This window comes from Streptomyces sp. DSM 42067 (assembly GCF_055792885.1).
In genome coordinates this window covers 2944449-2966828 of record NZ_CM147706.1, presented here as the reverse complement: position 1 = coordinate 2966828, position 22380 = coordinate 2944449, and the positions used below count along the sequence as shown (strand labels likewise).

Here is a 22380-nt window from a genome sequence, read left to right as displayed (position 1 = left end):
ACCGGCGGGCCGCGCCCTCCATGAACGCACCGCACGGCCCCAGAGCCGGCCCTCAACTCCACAGCGCACTAATCAAGTTGAGTGAATCGCGATTTGACAGCCTCGCTGCCGCCTCGCTAAATCTGGCCACATGACATTCATTTTCAGCTCGGGGGTCCGTGGTGCGCGTCGCGTTCGTCGGTAAGGGCGGGAGCGGCAAGACCACGCTGTCGGCCCTCTTCTCACGTCATCTGGCCCGCTCAGGCGCGCCCGTTGTCGCCATCGACGGCGACATCAACCAGCATCTGGCCCAGGCCCTCGGTCTCGACGACGGTGAGACCTTCGACGCGCCGCCCCTGAGCGCGCGACTGGCGGAGATCAAGGACCATCTCCGGGGCGACAACCCGCGTATCACCTCGAGTGCGGCCATGATCAAGACCACCCCGCCCGGCCGGGGCTCGCGCCTGCTGCGACTGCTCGGTGACGACCCGGTGCACGCCCACCACGTCCAGAACGTGGGCGGGGTGCCGCTGATGGTCACCGGTGAGTTCGACGAGAGCGATCTCGGTGTGGCCTGCTACCACTCCAAGCTCGGAGCCGTGGAGCTGTACCTCAACCATCTCGTCGACGGGCCCGGCGAGTACGTCGTCGTCGACATGACCGCCGGCGCTGACGCCTTCGCCTCCGGGCTGTTCACCCGGTTCGACATGACGTTCCTGGTCGCCGAGCCCACCCGCAAGGGTGTCTCCGTCTACCGCCAGTACCGCGACCACGCCGAGGAGTTCGGCATCCCGGTCGCGGTCGTCGGCAACAAGGTCACCGGCGAGGACGATCTGCTCTTCCTCAAGGAGCACGTCGGCGACCATCTCCTGGCGTACTTCGAGCAGTCCTCCTGGGTGCGGTCCCAGGAGCGGGGGCGGCCTCAGGGTGAGCTGGAGCCGCACAACGTCCATGCCCTGCGCCAGCTGCGGACGGCTCTCGACGCCCGTACCAAGGACTGGGAGGCCTTCCAGAAGCACGCCGTCGAGTTCCACCTCCGCAACGCCGCGGCCTGGGCCGACAAGGCCACCGGAAGCGACCTCTCCGCGCAGGTCGACCCCGGCTTCCGGCACGGCCCGGCCGCCCTGGCCCCGGCCTCTGCCTGAGCGCGGCCGCCCAGACTGCCCGCCCAGCCGGGGCAGCCGTCAGGGTGTGTCCAGGGCCCTCGGAGCACCCCGACCCCCTGCTCGACGGCGGCTCCGGCCGCCTGGGTCTCGCGCAGGGGGGTGAGCATCACGAAGTCGCGGATGATGACCTGGTACCGCCGACGCCGGGGGACGCGAACGAGCACCTCGTCCCAGGCTGCGCCCGCAGCGCGTCCGGCCACGACGGCGGATACGTCGAACGGGTGTTCACCGTGCGAGCACCCTCACGGCGCGATCCGAGGAGATTTCCGCCTCCATCGCGTCGTCACCGCTGCGCGGTGTGCCGGTTGTGGCCGTCGAGCCAGGCGTACAGGGCGTCGATGGATTCCCACTGGGACGCCGGGGCGGGCGCGTCCGGCGAGGGCTGCGTCGGCGTCTGGTGAGCGGCTTCGCGATGGTCCATGGGCGCAGCGTCCCTGATTGGTGTAGCGATCCCAAGTCATCCCCAGGATCCCGCACGGCGAAATGCCGGACGTACGCCAATCGTCTTCGTGCCCTGGTTCCGGTCGGCAAGCGGTCGGCCCGTGTGAGCACGTCCCTCCGGACGCTGGTTGGCCCAGCCTGCACAGCTGCCATGACCCCGACCGCCACCACTCGAACGGCCGCACGGGCCGGGTGCCGGGCCCGGTGTGATGCGACGGTGGGGAGGGCACTCGCGAAGCCCTGGACCCGTACGTCCCTTGAACCGCACGCCCCCGAGGAGTTGCCGTGACCTTTATCGACCGACGTGACCTGGGCCTTCTGCTGCTTCGCCTCGGAACCGGCGGTGTGCTCGCCGCCCATGGCACCCAGAAGCTCTTCGGCTGGTTCGGCGGCGGCGGAATCGAGGGCACCGGCGCCATGATGGAGTCCGTCGGTTACAAGCCGGGCAAGGCGAGCGCCGTCGCCGCCGGGCTCGTCGAAACGGGTGGCGGCGCGCTGCTCGCCCTCGGTCTCGCGACGCCCGCGGCGGGGGCGGCCGCGGCAGGCGGGATGGCCGGGGCGGCGGCCGTGCATGCGCCCAGCGGTTTCTTCGCCCAGAGTGGCGGATACGAGTACGCGGCGTTCCTCGGCCTTGTGCCGGCCTGCCTCGCCATCACCGGTCCTGGCCGCATCTCCCTCGACCATGCCCTGGGCCACCTCGTCAACCGCGACTGGATGGTCCCGGTGGCATTCGCGGCCACGGCCATCGGCACGATGGGCGTGATCGCGGCACGGAACAGGCAAGTACGGCTGGCCCAGGCGGCGCCCTCCGAGCAGGAGGTGAAGGAGGGACCGTTCGGCGAGGAGCCCGCGGGCGGAGCCGCGGCGCAGGGGGTATGAGGTCCCGGCCTCCCGACCTCAAGAATCGGGCCTGAGCCCGGCAGAGGCATTGCCTTCGCGTGCACTCCAACTCCTAGCGTTCAGAGGCATGGAGACCAACGAAGCGAACTCGTCGTACACAAGGACCCTCGGACGCAGCGGAATCGAGGTGAGCGCCCTCGGTTTCGGCTGCTGGGCCATCGGCGGCGAGTGGCAGGCCCCGGACGGGAGCCCGCTCGGGTGGGGCAAGGTCGACGACGAGGAGTCGGTGCGTGCCGTGCGCCGGGCGCTGGACCTGGGTGTGACCTTCTTCGACACCGCCGACGTGTACGGGACCGGGCACAGCGAGCGCGTACTGGGACGGGCCCTCGGCAAGCGCAGGGCGGACGTCGTGGTGGCCACCAAGTGGGGCAACCTCTTCGACGAGGAGAGCAAGGCCCTCACGGGCAGCGACGACTCACCGGCGTACGTACGGCGAGCGCTGACCGCCTCGCTCGCCCGGCTCGGCACCGACTACGTGGACCTCTACCAGCTGCACCTGTCCGACGCGGACCCCGAGCGGGCCGCTCTCCTGCGGGACGCCTGCGAGGATCTCGTACTCGAGGGGCTCATCCGCGCGTACGCATGGAGCACGGACGATCCGGCGCGCGCGGCCGTCTTCGCCGCGGGTCCGCACTGCGCCGCCGTGCAGCACCGCTGCAACGTCCTCCAGGACGCACCCGAACTGCTCGCCCTCTGCGAGGAGTACGAACTCGCGAGCATTAACCGGAGCCCGCTCGCGATGGGGTTGCTGACCGGCAAGTACGTGCCGGAGAGCACGCTCACCGCCGGTGACATCCGCAGCGCACCGCCGGCCTGGCTGCCCGGGTTCGCCGCGGGCGGTGGCGCCGATCCGGAGTGGCTGGCGCGCGTCGAGGCCGTACGGTCCGTCCTGACGAGCCGCGGGCGCACCCTCACCCAGGGCGCACTGGCCTGGCTGTGGGCGCGCAGCCCCCGGACGGTGCCGATCCCCGGCTTCCGGACGGTGGCGCAGGCGGAGGAGAACGCGGGGGCGCTGGCGTACGGGCCGCTGGCGAAGGAGGAGTTGGCGGAGATCGAGCGCGTACTCGGGGCTCAGGGATCCACGAAGGCGTGAACCAGAACAACCGCTCCGCGGCGGCCCAGGGCGTTCCCGCGCTCCCCATCGCGGGCCCCCCTTGGTCACCTGGTCGCCGCGGAGCGGTTGTCCACCCCCGTCGAAATGGTCCTGTGGGCCTTTGGCTACGCGGTCAGTGGCAGTTCTTGTAGCCGTCGTCCGACGTCGTCCAGGAGCAGGAGTCCAGCAGCGTGCCGTTCGGCTTGATCAGCCGCGCCTTGTCGCTGGTGTTGTTCCAGACGTACCAGCCGCGTCCCCAGTAGCGGACGCCAGCGGCGTTGGTGCCCTTGCCGGTGCGGACCTTGACGGTCTTGCCGGCCCCGATCCGGTAGCTGCCGAAGGTGTACGTGTAGCCGGTGTTGTCCTTGAGTTTGTAGCCCTTGAGCTGGATCGCGGAGCCGGTGTTGTTGTGGATGTTCACCCACTCCGCGTTCAGCGAGGAGTTGGAGCCGCCGTCCGAGCCCGGGCTGTCGTACTGGATGTAGCCGAGGTGCAGACCGCCCTGGTGTGCCGCCGAGGCCGCCGAAGCCGGGGCGACGATGAGCAGGGGTGCGGTCAGGGTGGCTAAGGCGACGGCGGTCTGGGCCAGGGAACGTATGCGCAAGTTGTGCTCCAAGTGTGAAGGTCCGGTGGAGAGGAGTTGAGCATAGGGGCTCCACCTGACCCAAAGGTGGCGGTGTCTCACATTCCGCTTGTGCAAATTCTTCTTGTGCGGGTGTGTGCGGATGTGAGTGGGTCTTATGCGGAACTCATACGTCCGCCATCTTCTTGTTGTGTACGTGACAGGCCTCGGTCGCCCCCCGCAAATTCAATGCCCCTGACAACAACCGTCAGGGGAGGGCCAGATGACACCCGCACGTCCGACGCCACCGTCCGAGCACGACCCCGAACTCCGCGCCGCCGCCCGCCACCTCGGCCGCCGCCGCTTCCTCACCGTCACCGGCGCGGCCGCCGCGCTCGCCTTCGCCACCAACCTGCCGGCCGCGGGCGCGGCGAGCGCCGCCGAGCTCGACGCGGCCCAGATCACCGAGAACCCGTTCACGCTCGGCGTCGCCTCCGGCGACCCGCTCCCCGGTTCCGTGACCCTCTGGACCCGGCTCGCCCCGGCGCCGTACGAGCCCGACAGCGGTCTTCCGCAGGAGCGCGTCACCGTCCACTGGGAGCTCGCCCACGACTCCGGCTTCCGCCGGATGGCCAGACGCGGCACCGCCACCGCGCACCCCGAGTTCCACCACTCCGTCCATGTCGAGGTCTCCCACCTCGACGCCGGACGTGTCTACTACTACCGCTTCCGCGCCGGAAGTTGGGTCAGCGAGACCGGCCGCACCCGCACCGCGCCCGCGGCCGGCAGCTGGCCCGGCGCGCTGACGCTCGCCGCGGTCTCCTGCCAGGCGTACCACGACGGGTACTTCACCGCGTACCAGCACCTGGCGAAGGACGACGTCGACGTCGTCTTCCACCTCGGCGACTACCTGTACGAGTACGCCGTGAACTCCGTGGGCGGCTACCGCAACTACACCGACCGCACCCTGCCCGCCCTCTTCAACCGCGAGACCATCACGCTGGAGGACTACCGCCTGCGGTACGCCCTCTACAAGTCCGACCCCGACCTGCGGGCCGCGCACGCCGCGCACCCCTTCGTCGTCACGTGGGACGACCACGAGACCGAGAACAACTACGCGGGAGACATACCCGAGAACTCCGTACCGCCGGAGGAGTTCCTGCTGCGCCGGGCCGCCGCCTACCGCGCCTACTGGGAGAACCAGCCGCTGCGCCGCCCGCAGCAGCCCGAGGGCCCGGACATGCAGCTCTACCGTCGTCTCCACTGGGGCCGGCTCGCGCAGTTCGACATCCTCGACACCCGGCAGTACCGCTCCAACCAGGCGTACGGGGACGGCTGGCAGTACCCGGGCCCCGAGTCCGAGGACCCCTCGCGCACGCTGACCGGCGAGACCCAGGAGCGGTGGCTGCTCGACGGATGGCGGAACTCGCAGGCGCTGTGGAACGTCGTGCCGCAGCAGGTCACCTTCTCGCAGCGGTACAACACCACGACCCTGCCGTCCAAGGTGTCCATGGACGCCTGGGACGGGTACCCGGCCTCCCGTGAACGCGTCCTCGCCGGGGCGGAGTCGGCCGGGATCGACAACCTGATGGTGCTCACGGGCGATGTGCACGTCGGCTACGCCTTCGACATCAAGCGGGACTTCGACGACCAGGCGTCGAAGACGGTTGGCACCGAGATCGTCGCGACGTCCGTCTCCAGCGGCCGGGACGGCGCGGACAAGCCCGCCAACTGGGACACCTACATGGCGGCCAACCCGCACATGAAGTTCTACAACGGACGTCGCGGCTATGTGACGGTCGAGCTGGGCGCCGAGTCCGCGCGTGCCGACTTCAAGACGGTCAGCGCGGTGACGACGCCGGGGGCGCCGATCACCACGGCCGCGTCCTTCGTGACGGAGGCGGGGAACCAGGGGCTCAACCCCGCCTGACCGGGCTCGAGCCCGCCTCACGCGGACGCTGAGGCGGGCGCCGGAACCGGCTCAGGCCGACACGGCCTGAGCCACGAGGTCCGTCTCGCCGGGATAGCGGACGCCGATGCGGTCACGTACCGCGTCGAGCGTCCGCATCACCGCGAGGGAACCGTCGAGCGGCACGAGCGGGGACTCGGTCTCGCCCGCGCGCAGACAGCGCATGACCTCCACGGCCTCGTGCTTGAGGCTGGCGGCCGTGCCGGCGGCCGGATCCGCCGTGAACTCCTCCGGGTCGCGGCCGTCGCGGTGCAGTACGAAACGGTCGGGGTGGAAGAAGCCGTACGGGATGTCGATGCGGCCCTGCGAGCCGGTGACGGACGCCATGACGGGGGTGCCCCCGATGATGGAGCAGTGCACCAGGGCGTGAGCACCGCTCTCCCACGAGAGCAGCATTCCCGTCTGGAGATCGACGCCCTCGTCGGAGAGCACCGCTCTCGCCGTGATGTCCGACGGCTCACCCAGCAGCAGCTGAGCGAACGACACCGGATAGACGCCCAGATCCAGCAGCGCGCCGCCGCCCTGTGCGGGATCCCGTAGCCGGTGCGAGGCGGGGAACGGGCCCGAGAGCCCGAAGTCGGCCTGGACGGTGCGGACTTCGCCGATCGCACCGTCGTCCACCAGCGCCTTGAGCCGCCGTATGAGCGGGTTGCAGTACATCCACATGGCCTCCATCAGGAAGAGGCCGCGCTCCCTGGCCAGGCCCACCAGTTCCTCGGCCTCGCGCCCGTTGAGCGTGAACGCCTTCTCGCACAGCACGTTCCGGCCCGCCTCCAGGCACAGGCCCGCCGCCTCGCGGTGCGCCGAGTGCGGCGTCGCCACATAGACGACGTCCACCTCCGCGTCCTCGGCCAGGGCGCCCCAACTGCCGTACGCCCGCGGGATGCCGAAGCGCTCCGCGAAGGCCTTCGCCGAGGCGTCCGTCCGCGAGGCCACCGCGACGACCTCCGCGTCCGGCAGGTCCAGCAGATCCGCGGTGAACGCGGCTGCGATCCCGCCGGTCGCCAGAATTCCCCACCGCACCGGTTGTGTCGTCATGAGGTTCCCTCCCTGTTCGCCCTCCGGCGGTCTCGACCACCGCGTTCGAGCTGAGAGCATATGGGGCGGAATCAAGGACCGGGAGGGGGGCCATGCGCGAGCGCGGCCGGAGGAAGTCAGCAGACGCAGGGGCGGACGGGCCCATAGGCCATGGCCCCGTAGAGGACGGCCCCATAGACGCGGGGCAGCGCGGTTCCAGAGGGGTGAAGGGCGGAGAGGGGCAGGCTGCCGGGCCCGTTGCCGCCCGCCGCACCGGACTGCTCGTCACCCTGGTGCTCGCCGGGCTCACCGCCGTACCGCCGCTCTCCATGGACATGTACCTCCCGGCGCTCCCGGAGGTCACCGACGCGCTGCACGCGCCCGCGGCGACGGTTCAGCTGACGCTGACCGCCTGCCTCGCGGGCATGGCGCTCGGGCAGCTCGTCGTCGGACCCGTGAGCGACAAATGGGGCCGCCGTCGCCCGCTTCTCGCTGGGTTGCTCGTGTACATCGTCGCCACCGCGGTGTGCGCCTTCGCGCCCACCATGGAACTGCTCATCGCTTTCCGCCTGGCCCAGGGCCTGGCGGGCGCGGCGGGCATAGTGATCGCCCGCGCGGTCGTCCGCGATCTGTACGACGGCGTGGAGATGGCCCGCTTCTTCTCCACCCTCATGCTGATCTCCGGCGTGGCCCCGATCGTCGCCCCCCTCATCGGCGGGCAGGTGCTGCGGATCACCGACTGGCGCGGCGTCTTCGTCGTCCTCACGGTGATCGGCGTCGCCCTCACCGCGCTCGTCTGGCGCGTGCTGCCGGAGACACTCGCCCCCGAACGGCGGCACGCGGGCGGCACCGCCGAGGCGCTGCGCACCATGCGCGGCCTGCTCGCCGACCGGGTCTTCACCGGCTACATGCTCGCCGGCGGCTTCGCCTTCGCCGCGCTCTTCTCCTACGTGTCCGCCTCGCCGTTCGTCATCCAGGAGATCTACGGCGCGTCCCCGCAGACCTTCAGCCTCCTCTTCGGCATCAACTCGGTCGGCCTGATAGCCACCGGCCAGATCAATGGAAAGCTGCTCGTCGGCCGGGTCAGCCTCGACAAGGCCCTCGGCTTCGGCCTCGCCGTCATCACCGCCGCCGCCACGGCCCTGCTGCTCCTGACGACCGGCGTCTTCGGACCCGACGCGGGACTCGTCCCGGTCTCCGCCGGACTCTTCGTGCTGATGTCCGCGATGGGTCTGGCCCTGCCCAACACCAACGCGCTCGCCCTCATGCGCACCCCGCACGCCGCGGGCTCCGCGTCCGCGCTGCTCGGCACGTCCTCCTTCCTCATCGGCGCGATCGCCTCGCCGCTCGTCGGCATCGCGGGCGAGGCCACGGCCGTCCCGATGGCCGTCGTCCAACTGGCGTGCGCACTGGTGGCGGTCGCCTGCTTCGTGGCACTGTGCCGTCCCTGGCAGCCGCGCGCACAGGAAACGAGCCTGCGCGCCGGAAGCGGGGCCCCGCAGCGGAAGAGCGCCCGGGAGGAGGCGGAGCACTGAGCGCACCACGACTGCGCACCGGCACCCCGGAGCGCGCAGGGCTCGATCCCGGCGAGATGCGGCGGCTGCTGGCCGAGGTGCGGGCGCTGCCCCTGTGGGAGCAGCCCTGGTGCGCGGGCGTGGTCGTGCTCGCCGGACGCGGCCCGGTGATCGCCGTCGAGGAGGCGTACGGCTGGGCGGAGCGCTACGCGGCGTACGACCCCGGGACGGACATGGGCGTCGAGCTGCCGCGCGAGAGGTGGGTGCCGATGACCACCGACACCCCTTTCGACCTGGCGTCGCTCACCAAACTCTTCACCTCCGTCGCCGCGGTGCAGCAGCTGGAACGCGGCACGCTCGGCATCGACGCGCGCGTGGCGGCGTACGTCCCCGAGTTCCGGGCGGCGGCCGAGCACGGCATCACCGTGCGGCAGCTGCTCACCCACACCTCCGGGCTGCGGCCCGAACTGCCGCTGTACGACTGCCCGGACCAGGCGGCACGCCTCGCCGCACTGCGCGCCGAGGCCCCGGTCACCGAGCCCGGCACGTACTGCTACTCCGACCTCAACATGCTGCTGCTCCAGCACGTGCTCGAACGCATCACACGCCGCCCCCTCGACGTCCTCGTACGGGACGGGATCACGCGGCCCCTCGGGATGACGGCCACCGGCTTCGGCCCGCGCCCCGGTGCCGCCGCGACCGAGGACCAGCGCAGGCCCTGGGCCAAGGCGGACCGCGGGATGCTGCGGGGCGTCGTGCACGACGAGAACGCCTGGGCACTGGGCGGTGTCGCAGGTCACGCCGGTCTCTTCTCGACGGCGCGGGATCTGGCGGTGCTCTGCCGGGCCCTGCTGGCGGGCGGCTCGTACGGTACGGCGCGCATCCTCGGCCCCGACTTCGTGGAGCTGATGCTGACGCCTCCGGGGCTCGGCTTCCGTATCGACCAGCCGTGGTTCATGGGGGAGCTGGCGAGGCGCGGTGAACCCGGCGGCCGGGGCGCGGCGGGGCACACCGGGTTCACGGGCACGTCGCTGGTCCTGGACCCGGCGACGGACACGTTTCTGGTACTGCTGGCCAATACCGTCCACCCGCGGCGGCGGGAAGCGGACAGCGGACCTCGGGCGGCTGCTGGCACACGGCTCGCCCGTGCCGCGCGGGGGCGCCCGTAGAATCGCTGGGTGAACGCCCCTGTTTCCGCTTCCCCAGCCGAGACCCTGCGCGCGGCCCTCGCCGGGCTGCTTGACGGCCTGCCGCCGACGCAGGCCGCGCAGGCCGTGGACCGGCTGATCGCCAACTACCGGGGGCGCACTCCCACCGACGCCCCGGTGCTGCGTGACCGCTCGGACGTCGCCGCGTACGCCGCGTACCGAATGCCCGCGACCTTCGAGGCGGTCCGCTCGGCGCTGGGCGCGCTCGCGGAGGCCGCGCCCGCCGAGTGGGCGCCGGACAGCCATGTGGACGTGGGCGGCGGGACGGGCGCGGCGACCTGGGCCGTGGCCGCGACCTGGGACGGCGAGCGGCCGGTGACGGTGCTGGACTGGGCGGAACCCGCGCTGGCGCTGGGCCGCGAACTGGCCTCGTCCTACGAGCCGCTGAAGTCCGCCGTGTGGCAGCGCTCTCGTATCGGATCGGCGCTCACCATCGAGAGCACCGATCTGGTGACGGTGTCGTATGTGCTGGGCGAGCTGACCGACGGCGACCGTCGCGCGGTGGTGGACGCGGCGGCGAGCGCCGCGCGGTCCGCCGTCGTGATCGTCGAGCCGGGGACGCCGGACGGCTACGCGCGGGTGATCGAGGCCCGCGACCGGCTCATCGCCGCCGGGTTCCGGATCGCGGCGCCGTGCCCGCACAGCGCCGCGTGCCCCATCGTCCCGGGCTCCGACTGGTGCCACTTCTCGGCCCGGGTGAGCCGGTCGTCCCTGCATCGCCAGGTGAAGGGCGGCTCACTGGCGTACGAGGACGAGAAGTTCAGCTACGTGGCGGCCACCAGGTTCCCCGCCGCCACAGCTGAGGGCCGTGTCGTCCGGCGGCCCCAGATCCGCAAGGGCCAGGTCCTGCTCGACCTGTGCTCGGCGGACGAGGCGCTGCGCCGCGAGACGGTGGCCAAGCGGCACGGGACGCTGTATCGGGCGGCTCGCGATGCCGACTGGGGGGACGCGTGGCCGCCGGCGGCCACCGACTGAGGCGGCACCCGTCCGGCCCCGCCGCGCCTACCTTCCTCCGGCCCTCGTCAGCAGCGTCGGTGCGTCTGTGATCACGCCGTTGCAGCCCAGCCGCAGTACGCGGTCGCGCTGTTCGCGGGTGTTCACCGTGTGCGCCCACACCCGGGGGATGCCCGAGCGCACGGCGCGTACGAGATCGGAATCACGCGCCCGGTAGTCGACGTCAAGGACGTCCACGAAGGACGCCCAGCGCTCCGGCCGGTCCGTGCGCATCTGCTTGTGCGAGCGCCACAGCTGGGAGACAAGCCCCAACCGGTGGGCGCGCCGGGCGACTTCGGGGTCGTTGGAGTTGACCAGCACCGAGCGGATCAGGCCGCGGGTGCGGATCATCCTGGCGAGCGTGTCGAGGCTGTCCGGGTCCTTGGCCTCCAGCATCAGTACGACGCGGCCGCCGAGGCGGTCGAGCACCTCGGCGACGGTCGGCGGCCGCTCGGCGCGCCAGTGGCCCGGCAGCTTCGGGTCGGGCCGCAGCCGTACCTTCTGCCACTCCCCGAGGGTGAGCCCGCGCACCAGGCCCTTCGTGCGGGTCGTGCGGTCCAGGGTGGCGTCGTGCATCGCCACCACGGTGCCGTCGCGCAGCATCCGCGTATCGACGTCGAGGGCGTGGGCCGAGCCCCGCCGGTACGTCGCCATCAGCCCCGACATGCTGTTCTCCGGCACCTCCAGGGCGCCGCCGCGGTGTGCGGTGTAGACGACGCGTGGGAGCGCGTCGATCGTCAGGGGGGCGCCTCCCCATTCCAGGGGGGTGAGGCCCGCGGCCGGGCCCGCGACGGTCAGCGTCGCCAGGCCGGCCAGCACCGTCCTTGTGACCATGGCGACCACGGTAGGCGGAGGTATGCACTAAATGTCCGCATTGACACCCGCGGTTGGTATCGCCCCACGTACCCCGGATGTGGACTGCGGTCACCGGGGGCTCAGGATGGTGGCACCATGGACGAAACGTCGGCGAGATGAGGGGATACATGGGCGCAGGGTTCGGCCACCGGTCCGGCGGGCAGGGCAGGATTTCCCAGTGGCTGCGCGCTCGTCGCCCGAAGGACACGGGCGATGACGCCGGTCGCGAGGCCCTGTTGCTGGCCGTCGCCTCGGGGGGACTGCCGCTCGCGCCGGCCGCGTACCCCTCGGGATACGGGTGTTCCTGCGACCGTATCGGCTGTCCCACGCCCGCCCGGCACCCCGTCTCCTTCGCCTGGCAGACCCAGTCCACGACGGACCGCGCCCAGATCGAGCGGTGGGCGCGGCATCAGCCGCAGGCCAACTTCATCACCGCGACCGGCATGGTCCACGACGTGCTCGACGTGCCCAGGGAGGCGGGGCTCGAGGCGTTGGAGCGGCTGCTCGCCGACGGGATCGACGTCGGGCCCGTCGCCGAGTCCGGCGGCGACCGTGTGCTCTTCTTCACGGCGACACGCGGTACGCCCGAGGACGAGGACGAGTGGTGGCCCTGCGAGCTGGACTGCCACCCCGAGACGATGGACGAGCACCCCGGCCTGCGGTGGCACTGCCGCGGCTCGTACGTCCTGGTGCCGCCGGCCCAGCTGCCCGGCGGGGCGAGCGTGACCTGGCTGCGCGGGCCGGAGCTGGCGCTCCCGGACCCGCTGACGTTGCTCGAGGCCCTGACGGATGCCTGTGCCCGCTATGCGGGGCAGGAGCCGGACCACCTGACTGCCTGGCCCCTGCGGGGCTGAGCTGCCTGCCTCGCCCTGCGGGGCTGACCTGACCGCCTGGCCCCTGCGGGGCTGACCGCCTGCCTGGCCCGGGGCTGACCCCTCCGGCCGTCACCGGCCCTCGCGGCACCGGCCCTTTGGCGCGCGGCATCGGTCAGGCGTCCGTTCGGCCCCTTCGAGGGGTGGCCCCGGCCGCCTACTCGCCCCTCGCCCCCGTCAGCCCCTGGACCCGGCTCAGGATCTTGATCCTGTCGTCCGAGGCGGTCTTCGCCGGGTCCAGCACCGCCTGGTTGGAGATCCACTCCAGGGTGAGCGACTGCTTGGGCTCGCCCGTCATCAGTGCCTCGATGTTCGCGTCGTTGACCGTGAGGGTGACACCCTGCGCCGCGGTCTGCTTCTCGTAGTGGTGCGTGGTGAAGAACACCAGCGCCCCGCCGTCGTCGATGCGCAGGCCCACCGGCGCGTAGTCGCCGGACGTCAGAGGCTCGTCGACGTACTGCCGGGCCAGGCCGGGCCTGCTGGCGTTCTTCTCGCGGGCGGCCCGCCACTGCGAGGTGTGCGTGCCGGGCGCGAAGGTGGTGCCGCCGTCCTTCAGATAGGTCGCGTACGAGCGGCTCAGATCCTTCGGCTCGACCGCCAGGTCCGCGGCGTTCGCGGTGACGGGCTCTGCCCAGCCGTCCTTGTCCTTCTTGAACTCCGGTATGTCGTCGGGGGAGAGGACCGTCAGATACGAGACCTCCCACACCTCGTCCGCGCCGCCCCGCGTGAACACCAGCAACCAGCGGGCGTTCTCGCTCTTGTTGGAATGGGTGTCGGCGACGAACCAGCGCGGCCAGCCCGCCTTCTTGGGGATGGTGAACTCCGCGTCGGTCAGCTTCAGCGGCACATGGGACGGGTTGCCGTCCGGATGGTTCGCATGGCCGGCCTTGTGCTTCGCGGCGTCGATGTCGGCGAGCGCGCCGGTCACACGATCCGCGTCCACGGACCGGTCGTACATCTTGTCGGCCTTGTTGTACGCGATCAGAAAGTCCTTGAGGGCGCGTGACGCTTCGGCCTTGGTCGCGGCCGGGACGACCTCCCGCTCCCCGTGCACCGTCACGCACCCGCTTGCCGTCACCGACAGGGCGCTCACCAGCGCCACCGACACGGCCGGTCGGCTGAGACTGCGAAGCTTAGACATCGGGTTCCCCTCACCTTCCCCTTCCCGGGGCCGAACCTTACCGGGGTCAGGAACAGCGCGAGTGCGGGGATCACGTACGGCGCCCGCACCGTGACCTCGGTCGCGGGAACCGGGGCGGCGGTGCGGGCACTGGGATCAGCGCGGGCCGATGATCAGCCGGCGATTCGTCCGGTCAGATCTCCTCGCCGACGGGACGGGCCTCCTTCGCCCTGGCGCGCCCTGACCCCACGCCCATCGGGGAGAGGAACAGCGCGAGCGTCGGGATCAAGTACAGCGCCCACACCGTGACCTGAAGCACCGTCGGGTTGGGCTGGAAGTTGAACACACCCTTCAGCAGCGTCCCGTACCAGCTGTCCGGCGGGATGGTCTCGCTGATGTCGAAGGCCTTGTTGGTCAGGCCCGGCAGGATGTCGGCCTCCTGCAGGTCGTGGAAGCCGTACGCGAGCACGCCCGCCGCCACGACGACCAGCATGCCACCCGTCCAGGTGAAGAACTTCGCCAGGTTGATGCGCAGCGCCCCGCGGTAGAAGAGCCAGCCGAGCGCGACCGCCGTGGCCAGACCCAGCACGACGCCGGCAAGCGGGGCGTACGTGCCGTCGTTCGAGGCGCGGACCGACGCCCACACGAACAGCGCGGTCTCCAGACCCTCGCGGCCGACCGCCAGGAAGGCGGTGGCGACCAGCGCGCCCGTGCCCATCTGCAGCGCCGCGTCCAGCTTCCCGTGCAGCTCCGACTTCAGATGGCGCGCGGTGCGGCGCATCCAGAAGACCATCCACGTGACCAGGCCCACGGCGAGGAGGGACAGCGAGCCGCCGAGCGTCTCCTGCGCCTCGAACGTCAGCTCCTGGGAGCCGAATTCCAGCGCGCAGCCGAAGCCGAGCGCCAGCGCGACGGCCACCCCGATGCCGATCCAGATGGGCCGCAGCGCGTCACGCCGCTCGGTCTTCACCAGATACGCGATGAGGATGCAGACGACGAGGCTCGCCTCGAGCCCCTCGCGCAGGCCGATCAGATAGTTGGCGAACATCTCACGCCTTCCCGGAGAACAGGGCCCGGCCCCACCAGTCGTCCTTGTCGCGGACGCCCGGCGGGATCGCGAATATCGCGGAACCCACGTGCTGGATGTACTCGTTGAGGGCGTCGGCACGCGCCAGGCTCTGCTGCACCGGGATGAAGCCCTTGCGGACGTCGCGCTGGTACGCGAGGAAGAACAGCCCGGCCTCCAGGCGGCCGAGGCCGTCGGTGCCATCCGTGAAGGAGTAGCCGCGCCTCAGGATCTTCGCCCCGTTGTTGGTGTCGGGGTGCGCGAGCCGCACGTGCGCGTCCGGCAGCATCGCCTTCAGGAACGGCTCGTCCCGCTCCTTCGCCTTGCCGACCGGCGCGCCCTCGCCCTTGTCCCGGCCGAAGATGTCCTCCTGCTCCTGCAGCGAGGTCCGGTCCCACGTCTCGATGTTCATCCGGATACGCCGCGCGACGAGATACGAACCGCCGGCCATCCACGCCGGTCCGTCCGACTCGGACACCCACACGTGCTTGGCCAGCTCAGCCGTGTCCGTGCCCGCGATGTTGCGCGTGCCGTCCTTGAAGCCCATGAGGTTGCGCGGGGTCTGCTCCTCGGGAGTCGTCGAGGATGTCTTGCCGAAGCCCAGCTGCGACCAGCGGATGGCGACCTTGCCGAAGCCGATGCGGGCGAGGTTGCGGATGGCGTGCACCGCGACCTGCGGGTCGTCCGCGCAGGCCTGGATGCACAGATCGCCGTCGCTGCGTGCCTTGTCGAGGTTGTCGCCGGGGAACTTCGGCAGGTCCAGCAGGGCCTCCGGCCGCTGCTCCCGCAGCCCGAACCTGTCGAACAGGGACGGGCCGAAGCCGATCGTCAGCGTCAGCCGTGAGGGCTTCAGTCCCAGCGCCTCGCCGGTGTCGTCCGGCGGCGACTCGGCGAGACCGCCGTACGCGCCCTCGCCCACCGTCCGCCCGGCGGTCATCCGGTCCGCCGCCTTCGTCCAGTCTTTGAGCAGCTGCACGAACTCGGCACGGTCGTCCGTCTTCACGTCGAACGCCGCGAAGTGGAGCCGGTCCTGCACCGGAGTGGCGATGCCCGCCTGGTGCGCCCCGTGGAACGCCACGGCGGCGCCGGACTCGGCCGCGGGCGCGGGGGAGTCCGGGGACCGCGCCACCGCGACGGCGCCGCCCGCCGCGGCGGCACCGAGCGCAAGCCCGGCACCGCCCCAGCCGAGCAGCGAACGCCGCGACGGGACAGTGGAGTCGGCCACCGGCGCCGACGCCGGTTCCTCCGCGGTCCCCGTCGGCTGTTCCGGCTGGTCGGACAGTTCCTGCTGTTCCTGCGCTACGGGCTGTTCCGCCATGGTCTTCCCTGCCTGACGTCCCTGGACCTGCTGCTGCCTACTTGACGACGACCGCGGCCGCGAGCTTGGACAGCGGCTCCGCAAGCGCGTTGACGGCGTCCGACAGCTCCTTGCGCTCGGCGTCGCCGACCTTGTCGTAGGAGATGAACTCGTAGGAGTCCTTGTTCTCGCGGTACTTGTCGAGCAGCGCGTCGAGCGCCGCGAACTGCTTGTCGAGCTCCTTCGTCAGCGCGGCTTCGTTCTCGGAGGCGACCGGCTTGAGCAGCTCGTACGACTTCTCGGCGCCCTCGACGTTCGCCTTGAAGTCGACCAGGTCGGTGTGCGAGTAGCGCTCCTCCTCGCCGGTGACCTTGCCGGTGGCGACCTCGTCGAGGAGCTCCTTGGCGCCGTTGGCCATCGAGGTCGGGGTGATCTCGGCCTTGCCGACGCGGTTCTGCCAGTCGGTGAGGTCCTTCACCAGCAGATCGGCGAGCTCCTTGTCCCGGTCGGTGATCTTCTTGTCCTGCCAGAGGGACCGCTCCAGGCGGTGCCAGCCGGTCCAGTCCTTCTCCAGATCCTGGCCCTCCTCGAGACCGTCCTCGCGGACGTCGACCTTCGGGTCGATGTCGCCGAAGGACTCGGCGACCGGCTCGGTGCGCTCCCAGCCGATACGCGAGTCGGCGTACGCCTTCTTCGCGGCCTCGATGTCACCACCCTTGACCGCGTCCGCGAAGACCTTCACCTTCGGCAGCGTCTCGTCGGCTTGCGCCTGCACGTACTTGCGGTACGCGGCGACGGCCGCGTCGAGGCGCGGGTCGCGCTTGGCGGTCGTACCGCTGCCGGTCGCCTTCACGTCCTGGCGGATGCCGTCGCCCTTCATGCCGGGCTTGCAGGCGATCCGGTAGTCGCCCGCCTTCACTTCAGCGGTGACCGTCTGCTTGGTGCCCGGGCCGATGTTCTCGCGCTCGGTGACGACGCGGTCGTCCGGGAAGAGGATGTAGACCTCGGTGACCTTGGAGCCCTTGTTCTCGATGGCGAGCTCGATGTGCCCGGCCGGGAACTCCTGCTTCGAGACCTCGCACTTGGTGTCGGTCGCGGTCACCGCGATGACGCTGTCATCGCCCTGTGCACTGCTCTTCTCGGTGCAGCCCGTGACGGCGGTCAGAGCGGCCGCGGTCGCGGCGGCGGTGACAACAGAGAGTCTTACGGCTCGCATTCGGGCTCCAAGGAGGTTCATGGAAAGGGCACAGATAAGGGGGTGAGGCGGCCCTAACTTATCTGAGGCTTACCTCACCAATACCTGCCCGTCCAGTGAATCTCCTCTCATTGCAGACGTACGAGCACGACTTGATCACGGTGGCCCAAAGCAAACCCCATACTCCGGTCAAGTGCGGGTCAAGAGTCCCGCTTTGGGCTGATCACGACGCCGCCGGTCCTGGGGCGACGACCTCGCGGCGCGGGTGATGTTTCAATGCGCGGGTGACTAGCTTCGACGTACTCCGGGTCTTCTGCGGGCCGGGTGGTGGATACGGCAACGAGCTGGGCGTCGTTCGCGACGGCTCCGTGCTGCCGGACCCCGACGACCGGCAGGCGTTCGCCGCCAAGCTCGGCTTCAGCGAGACCGTGTTCGTCGACGACCCCGAGCGCGGGGTCATCGATATCTACACCCCCACGCTGCGGCTGCCCTTCGCCGGGCACCCCTGCGTGGGCACGGCGTGGCTGCTCGACGTACCCGAACTGGTCACCCCGGCCGGGGTCGTCGGCGCCCGCCTGGACGGCGAGTTCAGCTGGATCGAGGCCCGGGCCGAGTGGGCGCCGCCGCGTACTCTCCGCCAGTACGGGTCGGCGGCCGAGGTCGACGCCCTTCCCGTCCCGCCGCCCGGGGAGTGGATTTATGCCTGGGCCTGGGAGGACGAGTCCGCGGGCCGTGTCCGCGCTCGGGCCTTCCCTGGTCGCGACGACGGTATCGACGAGGACGAGGCGACGGGGGCGGCCGCCCTGCTGCTCACCCATGAGCTGGGCCGCGCGCTGAACATCATCCAGGGGAAGGGGTCCCAGATCCTTACGGCTCCGGGGCCCGAGGGGTGGATCGAGGTGGGTGGGCGGGTGCGGCTTCTGCGGGGGTAGGGAGCCGGTCAGCGTCGCCGGACGGGCTGAAACGGCCCGTCCGGCGATTGAGGACGAGCCTGTCAGGGCGATCCGGGGTCTGGGGCGGAGCCCCAGTTACGGGAAGGGGCGGGGTGGGGCAGATCAAGCACTCAGCGGGAACTCTTCCCCCAGCGCCCTGAACACCGCCGTGTTCAGGGCGAACGCCCGCTTGCACTCCGCGACGATCCGCTGCTTCTCGAGGTCGTCCGCCCGCACCCCGTCGAGCAGCTCGCGATACCCCCGCTTGAACGCGGCCGGGTTGGTGATCCCCTCGAAGACGTAGAACCGCACCCCGTCACCCTTGCGCGAGAACCCCCAGGTCCTCTCCGCCTTGTCGCGGATGATCTGGCCGCCGGACAGGTCGCCGAGATAGCGGGTGTAGTGGTGTGCGACGTACCCGCCCGGCCATGTGCGCGCGCACTCGGCGACCCGCGCCGCGTACGCCTTCGTCGCCGGCAGCGCGGTCAGCGTCGAACGCCACCCCGCGCCCCGCAGATGCGCGAGGTCACGCTCCAGCGCGGACAGCCGCAGCAGCTCGGGCCGTATGAACGGACCCGCCACCGGGTCGTCCGCCAGCCTCTGCGCGCCGCTCTCCAAGGCCTCGTACACGAACCACAGCTGCTCCGTGTACCGCGCGTACGCGTCGACGCCGAGCCTGCCGCCCAGCATGTCGCTCATGAACGTCGTGGTCTCCGCTTCCGTGTGCGCATCGTGCGACGCGGTGCGGATGAGCGTCGAGAACGCCGTGGCCGGCGTGTCCGACGAGTTCATGAGGACCTCCGGGGCGAGGGGCGAGCGACGAGAGCCGGTCGACATCTTCTACGGTTAGGCTAACCTAAGTCAACGAGTTTCCCGACTCCCTGTCGGTAAAACCGTACCCCCGATTCCCGGTCTCACCCACATGGAAGAAGCCCGCTCTGTTCGCAGAGCGGGCTTCCCGGTGAGGTGCTTGAGGTGCGGAGCTACGGCAGCGTGAGGATCTCCGCCCCGGTGTCCGTGACGACCAGCGTGTGCTCGAACTGTGCGGTCCGCCGCCGGTCCTTCGTCACGACCGTCCACCCGTCGTCCCACATGTCGTACTCATGCGTGCCGAGCGTCAGCATCGGCTCGATCGTGAACGTCATGCCGGGCTGCATCACGGTCGTCGCGCGCGGGCTGTCGTAGTGCGGGATGATCAGGCCGGAGTGGAACGACGAGTTGATCCCGTGACCGGTGAAGTCCCGGACCACGCCGTAGCCGAAGCGCTTGGCGTACGACTCGATGACGCGGCCGATGACGTTGATCTGGCGGCCTGGCCGGACCGCCTTGATCGCGCGGTTGAGGGACTCACGAGTCCGCTCGACGAGCAGCCGCGACTCCTCGTCCACGTCCCCGACCAGGTACGTCGCGTTGTTGTCACCGTGCACGCCACCGATGTACGCCGTGACGTCCAGGTTGATGATGTCGCCGTCGCGCAGGACCGTGGAGTCGGGGATGCCGTGGCAGATGACCTCGTTGACGGAGGTGCACAACGACTTCGGGAAGCCCCGGTAGCCGAGCGTGGACGGGTAGGCGCCGTGGTCGCACAGGTACTCGTGTGCGACCCGGTCCAGTTCGTCCGTGGTCACGCCGGGCGCGATGAACTTCGCGGCCTCCGCCATCGCCCGCGCCGCGAGGCGACCCGCGATCCGCATCAGCTCGATTGTTTCGGTGCTCTGCACCTCCGGGCCTGTGTACGGCGTGGGGCCGGGCTTGCCCACGTACTCCGGGCGCCGGATGTTTCCCGGGACCGTGCGGGTGGGAGAGAGCTCCCCTGGTACGAGCAGTGACTGGCCAGACATATCAAGGAGTGTATCCAGCGGCCGTGGGGCACCATGGCGGCGTACTCCCAGGATCCACGAGGAACTCAGGCGATGAGGAGCCGGTGCGATGGCCCTGTTCAAGAAGCGAACGGTCGGGAAGCCGGGCGAGTGGTACTACTGCCTGGAGCACAAGAAGGTCGAAGAGGGGCCGGAGTGCCCCGCGAAGGACCGCTTCGGGCCGTACGCCACCCCGGCGGAGGCACAGCGGGCCCTGGACATCGCGGCCGAGCGGAATCTCCAGTGGGAGAACGATCCCCGATGGCATGACGCCGCCGCGCGGGGCGAGGACGACGACTGAGCCGCGTCGTCCTCAAGCGCCGGACGGGCTGAAAATTCAGCCCGTCTGGGGGCACCTCCCAGCGTGAGCCGGGGGAGCTTGAGGACGAGCCCGAAGGGCGATGCGGGGTCCGGGGCGGAGCCCCGGCGGCACCGAGACGTCACCAGCGTGACGGCGGCGGTGCCGTCAGCTGGTCCGCCAGGCGGGACAGGCGGTCGCGGAAGCGCCTGCGGCCCCGCGTCTGGGGCAGCGTGTTCTCGCCCGCCGCCGCGCTGACCAGGTGCTGGACGGTGTCCAGGTCGAGCTCGGGATTCTCCGGTACGGCGAGGGCCTCGTGCGCCATGGCGTGCAGGTCGCGGTCGCCGGAGTCCAGCGCGAACACGGTGGCCCCGGCCCGCCGCGCATCGTGCACCCGCTCCAGCAGCGGTGCCCCCGGTGCGTCCGGCGCCACCACGAGCAGCGTCTCGCCGCGTTTCGCCGCCTCGACCCTGCCGAGCCCGACGGAGAGGTGCGCCGGGTCGCCTGGGCGCACCCGGTGCCGTACGAGCGTCGGGGACAGCGCGGGCGTCCCCGACCACGCGGCCTCGTCCACAAGGTGCGCGGCCAGATGCCATGGCTCGTAGTCCTCCGTGCCCACCAGCAGCAGCCCGCCGCCGTGCGGTACGACGGAGGACCGCAGCGCGGCCGCGAAGTGGCGCGTGGTGCCGAGCCACTCGGTTCCGGCGAGCACTTCGCGCAGCAGCGCGACCCGTACGGCGTCCATGTGTCCGCATCCTGCCGCAACTGGTAAGTCGTCAGGCCGAGTTCACCGCGAATTCGCTCAAGGTGGGCAGCAGGCGGCGAAACTGAGCCGCTGATCAGTCGGCTGCGGGTTCAGTGCGGTGACCGAGCGGTCACCGAGAGGGGGAGGCCGTCATGGCAGGCGAGGTGTCCGTACCGTTCCGGGCCGGGCGTGAGGGGTACGCGAGTTTCCGGATCCCGGCAGTGGTCCTCACCGGGAAGGGCACGGTCCTCGCGTTCTGCGAAGGGCGTGTCGGTTCCCGCGCGGACCACGGGAACATCGACATCGTCCTCAAGCGGTCCACCGACGGCGGCCGCACCTGGGGCCCGCTCCAGGTGGCCGCCAGGAACGGCGATCACCTCTCCGGCAACCCGGCGCCCGTCGTCCTCGACACCGGCCGGATCCTCCTGGTGCACATACGGAACGCCGCCTCGGCGACCGAGGACGCCATCCGGCGTGGCAAGGTGACCGCCGCCGACGGACGCCGCGTATGGCTCCAGCACAGCGACGACGACGGGCTCACCTGGTCGAGGCCGCGGGACATCACCGGCCAGAGCAAGAAGGCGGCCTGGCGCTGGTACGCCACCACGCCCGGGCACGCGATCCAGCTGACGAGCGGCACGGCGAAAGGACGCGTCGTCGTCCCCGCCAACCACTCGCTCCCGCCCACCGCCACCGACAACGGCACCGAAGGCAAGTACAACGGCGGCCACTGCCTCCTCAGCGACGACCGTGGCGCCACCTGGCGGATCGGATACGTCGACGACAACACCAACGGCGTCGTCAACGTCAACGAGACGACCGCCGCCGAACTGCCCGACGGGCGTGTGTACTTCAACACCCGCAACGACTCCCCCTCCCCGGGCAACCGCGCGGACGCCCACTCGCGCGACGGCGGCCAGACCCTCGTCAAGCCGTTCCGTCCGCAGGCGGGCCTCACCGGGCCCGTCGTCGAGGGCAGCGTGCTCCAGCTCCGCGACCCGGACCTGCTGGTCTACTCCGGCCCCGCCGACGGCTCCCGGGCCCTGATGACGATCCGCAGCAGTACGGACGGCGGCACCACCTGGCGGACCGCCCACACGGTCGACGGGCTCCCCGCCGCGTACTCCGATCTCGTACGCGTCGACGCGGCGACCGTCGGGCTCCTCTACGAGACGGGTGACTTCAGCGCGTACGAGACGATCACCTTCCGGCGCGTGCCCGTGGCGGATCTGCAGGGAACCCTGTAGGCGCGGGCCGAGCTCCCCGGAGGGGCCGTACGGCGTGATCCAGCACACTGCC

The 22380-nt window shown here is 70.8% G+C and carries 22 protein-coding genes; 11 read left to right on the top strand and 11 right to left on the bottom strand.

What is annotated here, in order from left to right:
• Nucleotides 1-161: 161 nt before the first annotated feature.
• The gene (locus ACSMXV_RS13785) at nucleotides 162-1124 is read left to right on the top strand and encodes an ATP-binding protein (protein WP_473177919.1); all 963 of its coding nucleotides are present in this window, start codon (nucleotides 162-164) and stop codon (nucleotides 1122-1124) included.
• Between the two features lie 304 nt (nucleotides 1125-1428).
• On the opposite strand, the gene ACSMXV_RS13780 is transcribed toward ACSMXV_RS13785, so the two are convergent.
• Entirely contained in the window at nucleotides 1429-1566 is a 138-nt protein-coding gene (locus tag ACSMXV_RS13780; protein WP_473177918.1) for a hypothetical protein, read from the bottom strand.
• A gap of 305 nt (nucleotides 1567-1871) precedes the next feature.
• Here ACSMXV_RS13780 and ACSMXV_RS13775 point away from each other — a divergent pair, with 305 nt between their 5' ends.
• Nucleotides 1872-2465 carry a DoxX family protein gene (locus tag ACSMXV_RS13775; RefSeq protein WP_473177917.1) on the top strand — a complete coding sequence of 198 codons (594 nt, stop codon included), beginning with the start codon at nucleotides 1872-1874 and terminating at the stop codon, nucleotides 2463-2465.
• 88 nt (nucleotides 2466-2553) lie between these two features.
• A complete protein-coding gene (locus ACSMXV_RS13770) occupies nucleotides 2554-3579 on the top strand; it encodes an aldo/keto reductase (protein ID WP_473177916.1) in 1026 nt (341 codons plus the stop codon).
• 133 nt (nucleotides 3580-3712) lie between these two features.
• Here ACSMXV_RS13770 and ACSMXV_RS13765 read toward each other — a convergent pair whose 3' ends face one another.
• Entirely contained in the window at nucleotides 3713-4183 is a 471-nt protein-coding gene (locus ACSMXV_RS13765) for a lamin tail domain-containing protein (RefSeq protein WP_473177915.1), read from the bottom strand.
• 241 nt (nucleotides 4184-4424) lie between these two features.
• Here ACSMXV_RS13765 and ACSMXV_RS13760 point away from each other — a divergent pair, with 241 nt between their 5' ends.
• Nucleotides 4425-6071 carry an alkaline phosphatase D family protein gene (locus ACSMXV_RS13760; RefSeq protein ID WP_473177914.1) on the top strand — a complete coding sequence of 549 codons (1647 nt, stop codon included), beginning with the start codon at nucleotides 4425-4427 and terminating at the stop codon, nucleotides 6069-6071.
• 51 nt (nucleotides 6072-6122) lie between these two features.
• On the opposite strand, the gene ACSMXV_RS13755 is transcribed toward ACSMXV_RS13760, so the two are convergent.
• The gene (locus tag ACSMXV_RS13755; protein ID WP_473177913.1) at nucleotides 6123-7148 is read right to left on the bottom strand and encodes a Gfo/Idh/MocA family protein; all 1026 of its coding nucleotides are present in this window, start codon (nucleotides 7146-7148) and stop codon (nucleotides 6123-6125) included.
• A 92-nt stretch (nucleotides 7149-7240) separates the two neighbouring features.
• Here ACSMXV_RS13755 and ACSMXV_RS13750 point away from each other — a divergent pair, with 92 nt between their 5' ends.
• Genes ACSMXV_RS13750 through ACSMXV_RS13740 form a run of 3 tightly spaced genes read left to right on the top strand, consistent with a single transcriptional unit; the run spans nucleotide 7241 to nucleotide 10824 of the window.
• Complete coding sequence (locus ACSMXV_RS13750) at nucleotides 7241-8662, top strand: multidrug effflux MFS transporter (RefSeq protein WP_473177912.1); 1422 nt, start codon at nucleotides 7241-7243, stop codon at nucleotides 8660-8662.
• A 56-nt stretch (nucleotides 8663-8718) separates the two neighbouring features.
• A complete protein-coding gene (locus ACSMXV_RS13745) occupies nucleotides 8719-9810 on the top strand; it encodes a serine hydrolase domain-containing protein (protein WP_473177911.1) in 1092 nt (363 codons plus the stop codon).
• A gap of 9 nt (nucleotides 9811-9819) precedes the next feature.
• Entirely contained in the window at nucleotides 9820-10824 is a 1005-nt protein-coding gene (locus tag ACSMXV_RS13740) for a small ribosomal subunit Rsm22 family protein (protein WP_473177910.1), read from the top strand.
• 27 nt (nucleotides 10825-10851) lie between these two features.
• Here ACSMXV_RS13740 and ACSMXV_RS13735 read toward each other — a convergent pair whose 3' ends face one another.
• Nucleotides 10852-11676: a glycerophosphodiester phosphodiesterase gene (locus tag ACSMXV_RS13735; RefSeq protein ID WP_473177909.1), complete on the bottom strand. Its 825-nt coding sequence runs from the start codon at nucleotides 11674-11676 to the stop codon at nucleotides 10852-10854.
• A gap of 149 nt (nucleotides 11677-11825) precedes the next feature.
• Here ACSMXV_RS13735 and ACSMXV_RS13730 point away from each other — a divergent pair, with 149 nt between their 5' ends.
• Nucleotides 11826-12551, top strand: a complete 726-nt coding sequence (locus tag ACSMXV_RS13730) for a bifunctional DNA primase/polymerase (RefSeq protein WP_473177908.1) — start codon at nucleotides 11826-11828, stop codon at nucleotides 12549-12551.
• A gap of 175 nt (nucleotides 12552-12726) precedes the next feature.
• Here ACSMXV_RS13730 and ACSMXV_RS13725 read toward each other — a convergent pair whose 3' ends face one another.
• The 4 genes from ACSMXV_RS13725 to efeO all read right to left on the bottom strand — a co-directional run bounded on the left by ACSMXV_RS13725 (nucleotide 12727) and on the right by efeO (nucleotide 17268).
• Complete coding sequence (locus ACSMXV_RS13725; protein ID WP_473177907.1) at nucleotides 12727-13710, bottom strand: SCO2278 family lipoprotein; 984 nt, start codon at nucleotides 13708-13710, stop codon at nucleotides 12727-12729.
• Nucleotides 13711-13882: 172 nt separating this feature from the next.
• The gene (gene efeU, locus ACSMXV_RS13720; RefSeq protein ID WP_473177906.1) at nucleotides 13883-14737 is read right to left on the bottom strand and encodes an iron uptake transporter permease EfeU; all 855 of its coding nucleotides are present in this window, start codon (nucleotides 14735-14737) and stop codon (nucleotides 13883-13885) included.
• 1 nt (nucleotide 14738) lies between these two features.
• The gene (gene efeB / locus ACSMXV_RS13715; protein ID WP_473177905.1) at nucleotides 14739-16073 is read right to left on the bottom strand and encodes an iron uptake transporter deferrochelatase/peroxidase subunit; all 1335 of its coding nucleotides are present in this window, start codon (nucleotides 16071-16073) and stop codon (nucleotides 14739-14741) included.
• A gap of 37 nt (nucleotides 16074-16110) precedes the next feature.
• Nucleotides 16111-17268, bottom strand: coding sequence for an iron uptake system protein EfeO (gene efeO, locus ACSMXV_RS13710; RefSeq protein ID WP_473177904.1), 1158 nt, complete (start codon nucleotides 17266-17268; stop codon nucleotides 16111-16113).
• Nucleotides 17269-17531: 263 nt separating this feature from the next.
• Between efeO and ACSMXV_RS13705 the strand changes: the two genes are divergently transcribed.
• Nucleotides 17532-18179: a PhzF family phenazine biosynthesis protein gene (locus tag ACSMXV_RS13705; protein WP_473177903.1), complete on the top strand. Its 648-nt coding sequence runs from the start codon at nucleotides 17532-17534 to the stop codon at nucleotides 18177-18179.
• 123 nt (nucleotides 18180-18302) lie between these two features.
• Here ACSMXV_RS13705 and ACSMXV_RS13700 read toward each other — a convergent pair whose 3' ends face one another.
• Together ACSMXV_RS13700 and map are read right to left on the bottom strand one after the other, a co-directional pair.
• Entirely contained in the window at nucleotides 18303-18971 is a 669-nt protein-coding gene (locus ACSMXV_RS13700) for a biliverdin-producing heme oxygenase (protein WP_473177902.1), read from the bottom strand.
• A gap of 191 nt (nucleotides 18972-19162) precedes the next feature.
• Nucleotides 19163-20020 (bottom strand): type I methionyl aminopeptidase, encoded by an 858-nt coding sequence (gene map / locus ACSMXV_RS13695; RefSeq protein WP_473177901.1) that lies wholly within the window; start codon nucleotides 20018-20020, stop codon nucleotides 19163-19165.
• Between the two features lie 88 nt (nucleotides 20021-20108).
• On the opposite strand from map, the gene ACSMXV_RS13690 reads away from it, so the two are divergent.
• Entirely contained in the window at nucleotides 20109-20339 is a 231-nt protein-coding gene (locus ACSMXV_RS13690) for a hypothetical protein (protein WP_473177900.1), read from the top strand.
• 139 nt (nucleotides 20340-20478) lie between these two features.
• Here the strand turns inward: ACSMXV_RS13690 and ACSMXV_RS13685 are convergent, their stop codons facing one another.
• On the bottom strand, nucleotides 20479-21081 hold the full coding sequence (locus tag ACSMXV_RS13685; RefSeq protein ID WP_473177899.1) for a hypothetical protein: 603 nt from the start codon (nucleotides 21079-21081) through the stop codon (nucleotides 20479-20481).
• A gap of 152 nt (nucleotides 21082-21233) precedes the next feature.
• Between ACSMXV_RS13685 and ACSMXV_RS13680 the strand changes: the two genes are divergently transcribed.
• Nucleotides 21234-22328 (top strand): sialidase family protein, encoded by a 1095-nt coding sequence (locus ACSMXV_RS13680; protein WP_473177898.1) that lies wholly within the window; start codon nucleotides 21234-21236, stop codon nucleotides 22326-22328.
• Nucleotides 22329-22380: the final 52 nt, after the last annotated feature.

What these genes read in the sequence shown, in the direction of transcription:
- efeB (WP_473177905.1), bottom strand. Translation starts at nt 16,073, where the DNA reads ATGGCGGAACAGCCCGTAGCGCAGGAACAGCAGGAACTGTCCGACCAG.
- efeU (WP_473177906.1), bottom strand. Translation starts at nt 14,737, where the DNA reads ATGTTCGCCAACTATCTGATCGGCCTGCGCGAGGGGCTCGAGGCGAGC.
- ACSMXV_RS13750 (WP_473177912.1), top strand. Translation starts at nt 7,241, where the DNA reads ATGCGCGAGCGCGGCCGGAGGAAGTCAGCAGACGCAGGGGCGGACGGG.
- ACSMXV_RS13760 (WP_473177914.1), top strand. Translation starts at nt 4,425, where the DNA reads ATGACACCCGCACGTCCGACGCCACCGTCCGAGCACGACCCCGAACTC.
- efeO (WP_473177904.1), bottom strand. Translation starts at nt 17,268, where the DNA reads ATGCGAGCCGTAAGACTCTCTGTTGTCACCGCCGCCGCGACCGCGGCC.
- ACSMXV_RS13730 (WP_473177908.1), top strand. Translation starts at nt 11,826, where the DNA reads ATGGGCGCAGGGTTCGGCCACCGGTCCGGCGGGCAGGGCAGGATTTCC.
- ACSMXV_RS13755 (WP_473177913.1), bottom strand. Translation starts at nt 7,148, where the DNA reads ATGACGACACAACCGGTGCGGTGGGGAATTCTGGCGACCGGCGGGATC.
- ACSMXV_RS13690 (WP_473177900.1), top strand. Translation starts at nt 20,109, where the DNA reads ATGGCCCTGTTCAAGAAGCGAACGGTCGGGAAGCCGGGCGAGTGGTAC.
- ACSMXV_RS13735 (WP_473177909.1), bottom strand. Translation starts at nt 11,676, where the DNA reads ATGGTCACAAGGACGGTGCTGGCCGGCCTGGCGACGCTGACCGTCGCG.
- ACSMXV_RS13685 (WP_473177899.1), bottom strand. Translation starts at nt 21,081, where the DNA reads ATGGACGCCGTACGGGTCGCGCTGCTGCGCGAAGTGCTCGCCGGAACC.
- ACSMXV_RS13780 (WP_473177918.1), bottom strand. Translation starts at nt 1,566, where the DNA reads ATGGACCATCGCGAAGCCGCTCACCAGACGCCGACGCAGCCCTCGCCG.
- map (WP_473177901.1), bottom strand. Translation starts at nt 20,020, where the DNA reads ATGTCTGGCCAGTCACTGCTCGTACCAGGGGAGCTCTCTCCCACCCGC.
- ACSMXV_RS13680 (WP_473177898.1), top strand. Translation starts at nt 21,234, where the DNA reads ATGGCAGGCGAGGTGTCCGTACCGTTCCGGGCCGGGCGTGAGGGGTAC.
- ACSMXV_RS13745 (WP_473177911.1), top strand. Translation starts at nt 8,719, where the DNA reads ATGCGGCGGCTGCTGGCCGAGGTGCGGGCGCTGCCCCTGTGGGAGCAG.
- ACSMXV_RS13700 (WP_473177902.1), bottom strand. Translation starts at nt 18,971, where the DNA reads ATGAACTCGTCGGACACGCCGGCCACGGCGTTCTCGACGCTCATCCGC.
- ACSMXV_RS13770 (WP_473177916.1), top strand. Translation starts at nt 2,554, where the DNA reads ATGGAGACCAACGAAGCGAACTCGTCGTACACAAGGACCCTCGGACGC.
- ACSMXV_RS13725 (WP_473177907.1), bottom strand. Translation starts at nt 13,710, where the DNA reads ATGTCTAAGCTTCGCAGTCTCAGCCGACCGGCCGTGTCGGTGGCGCTG.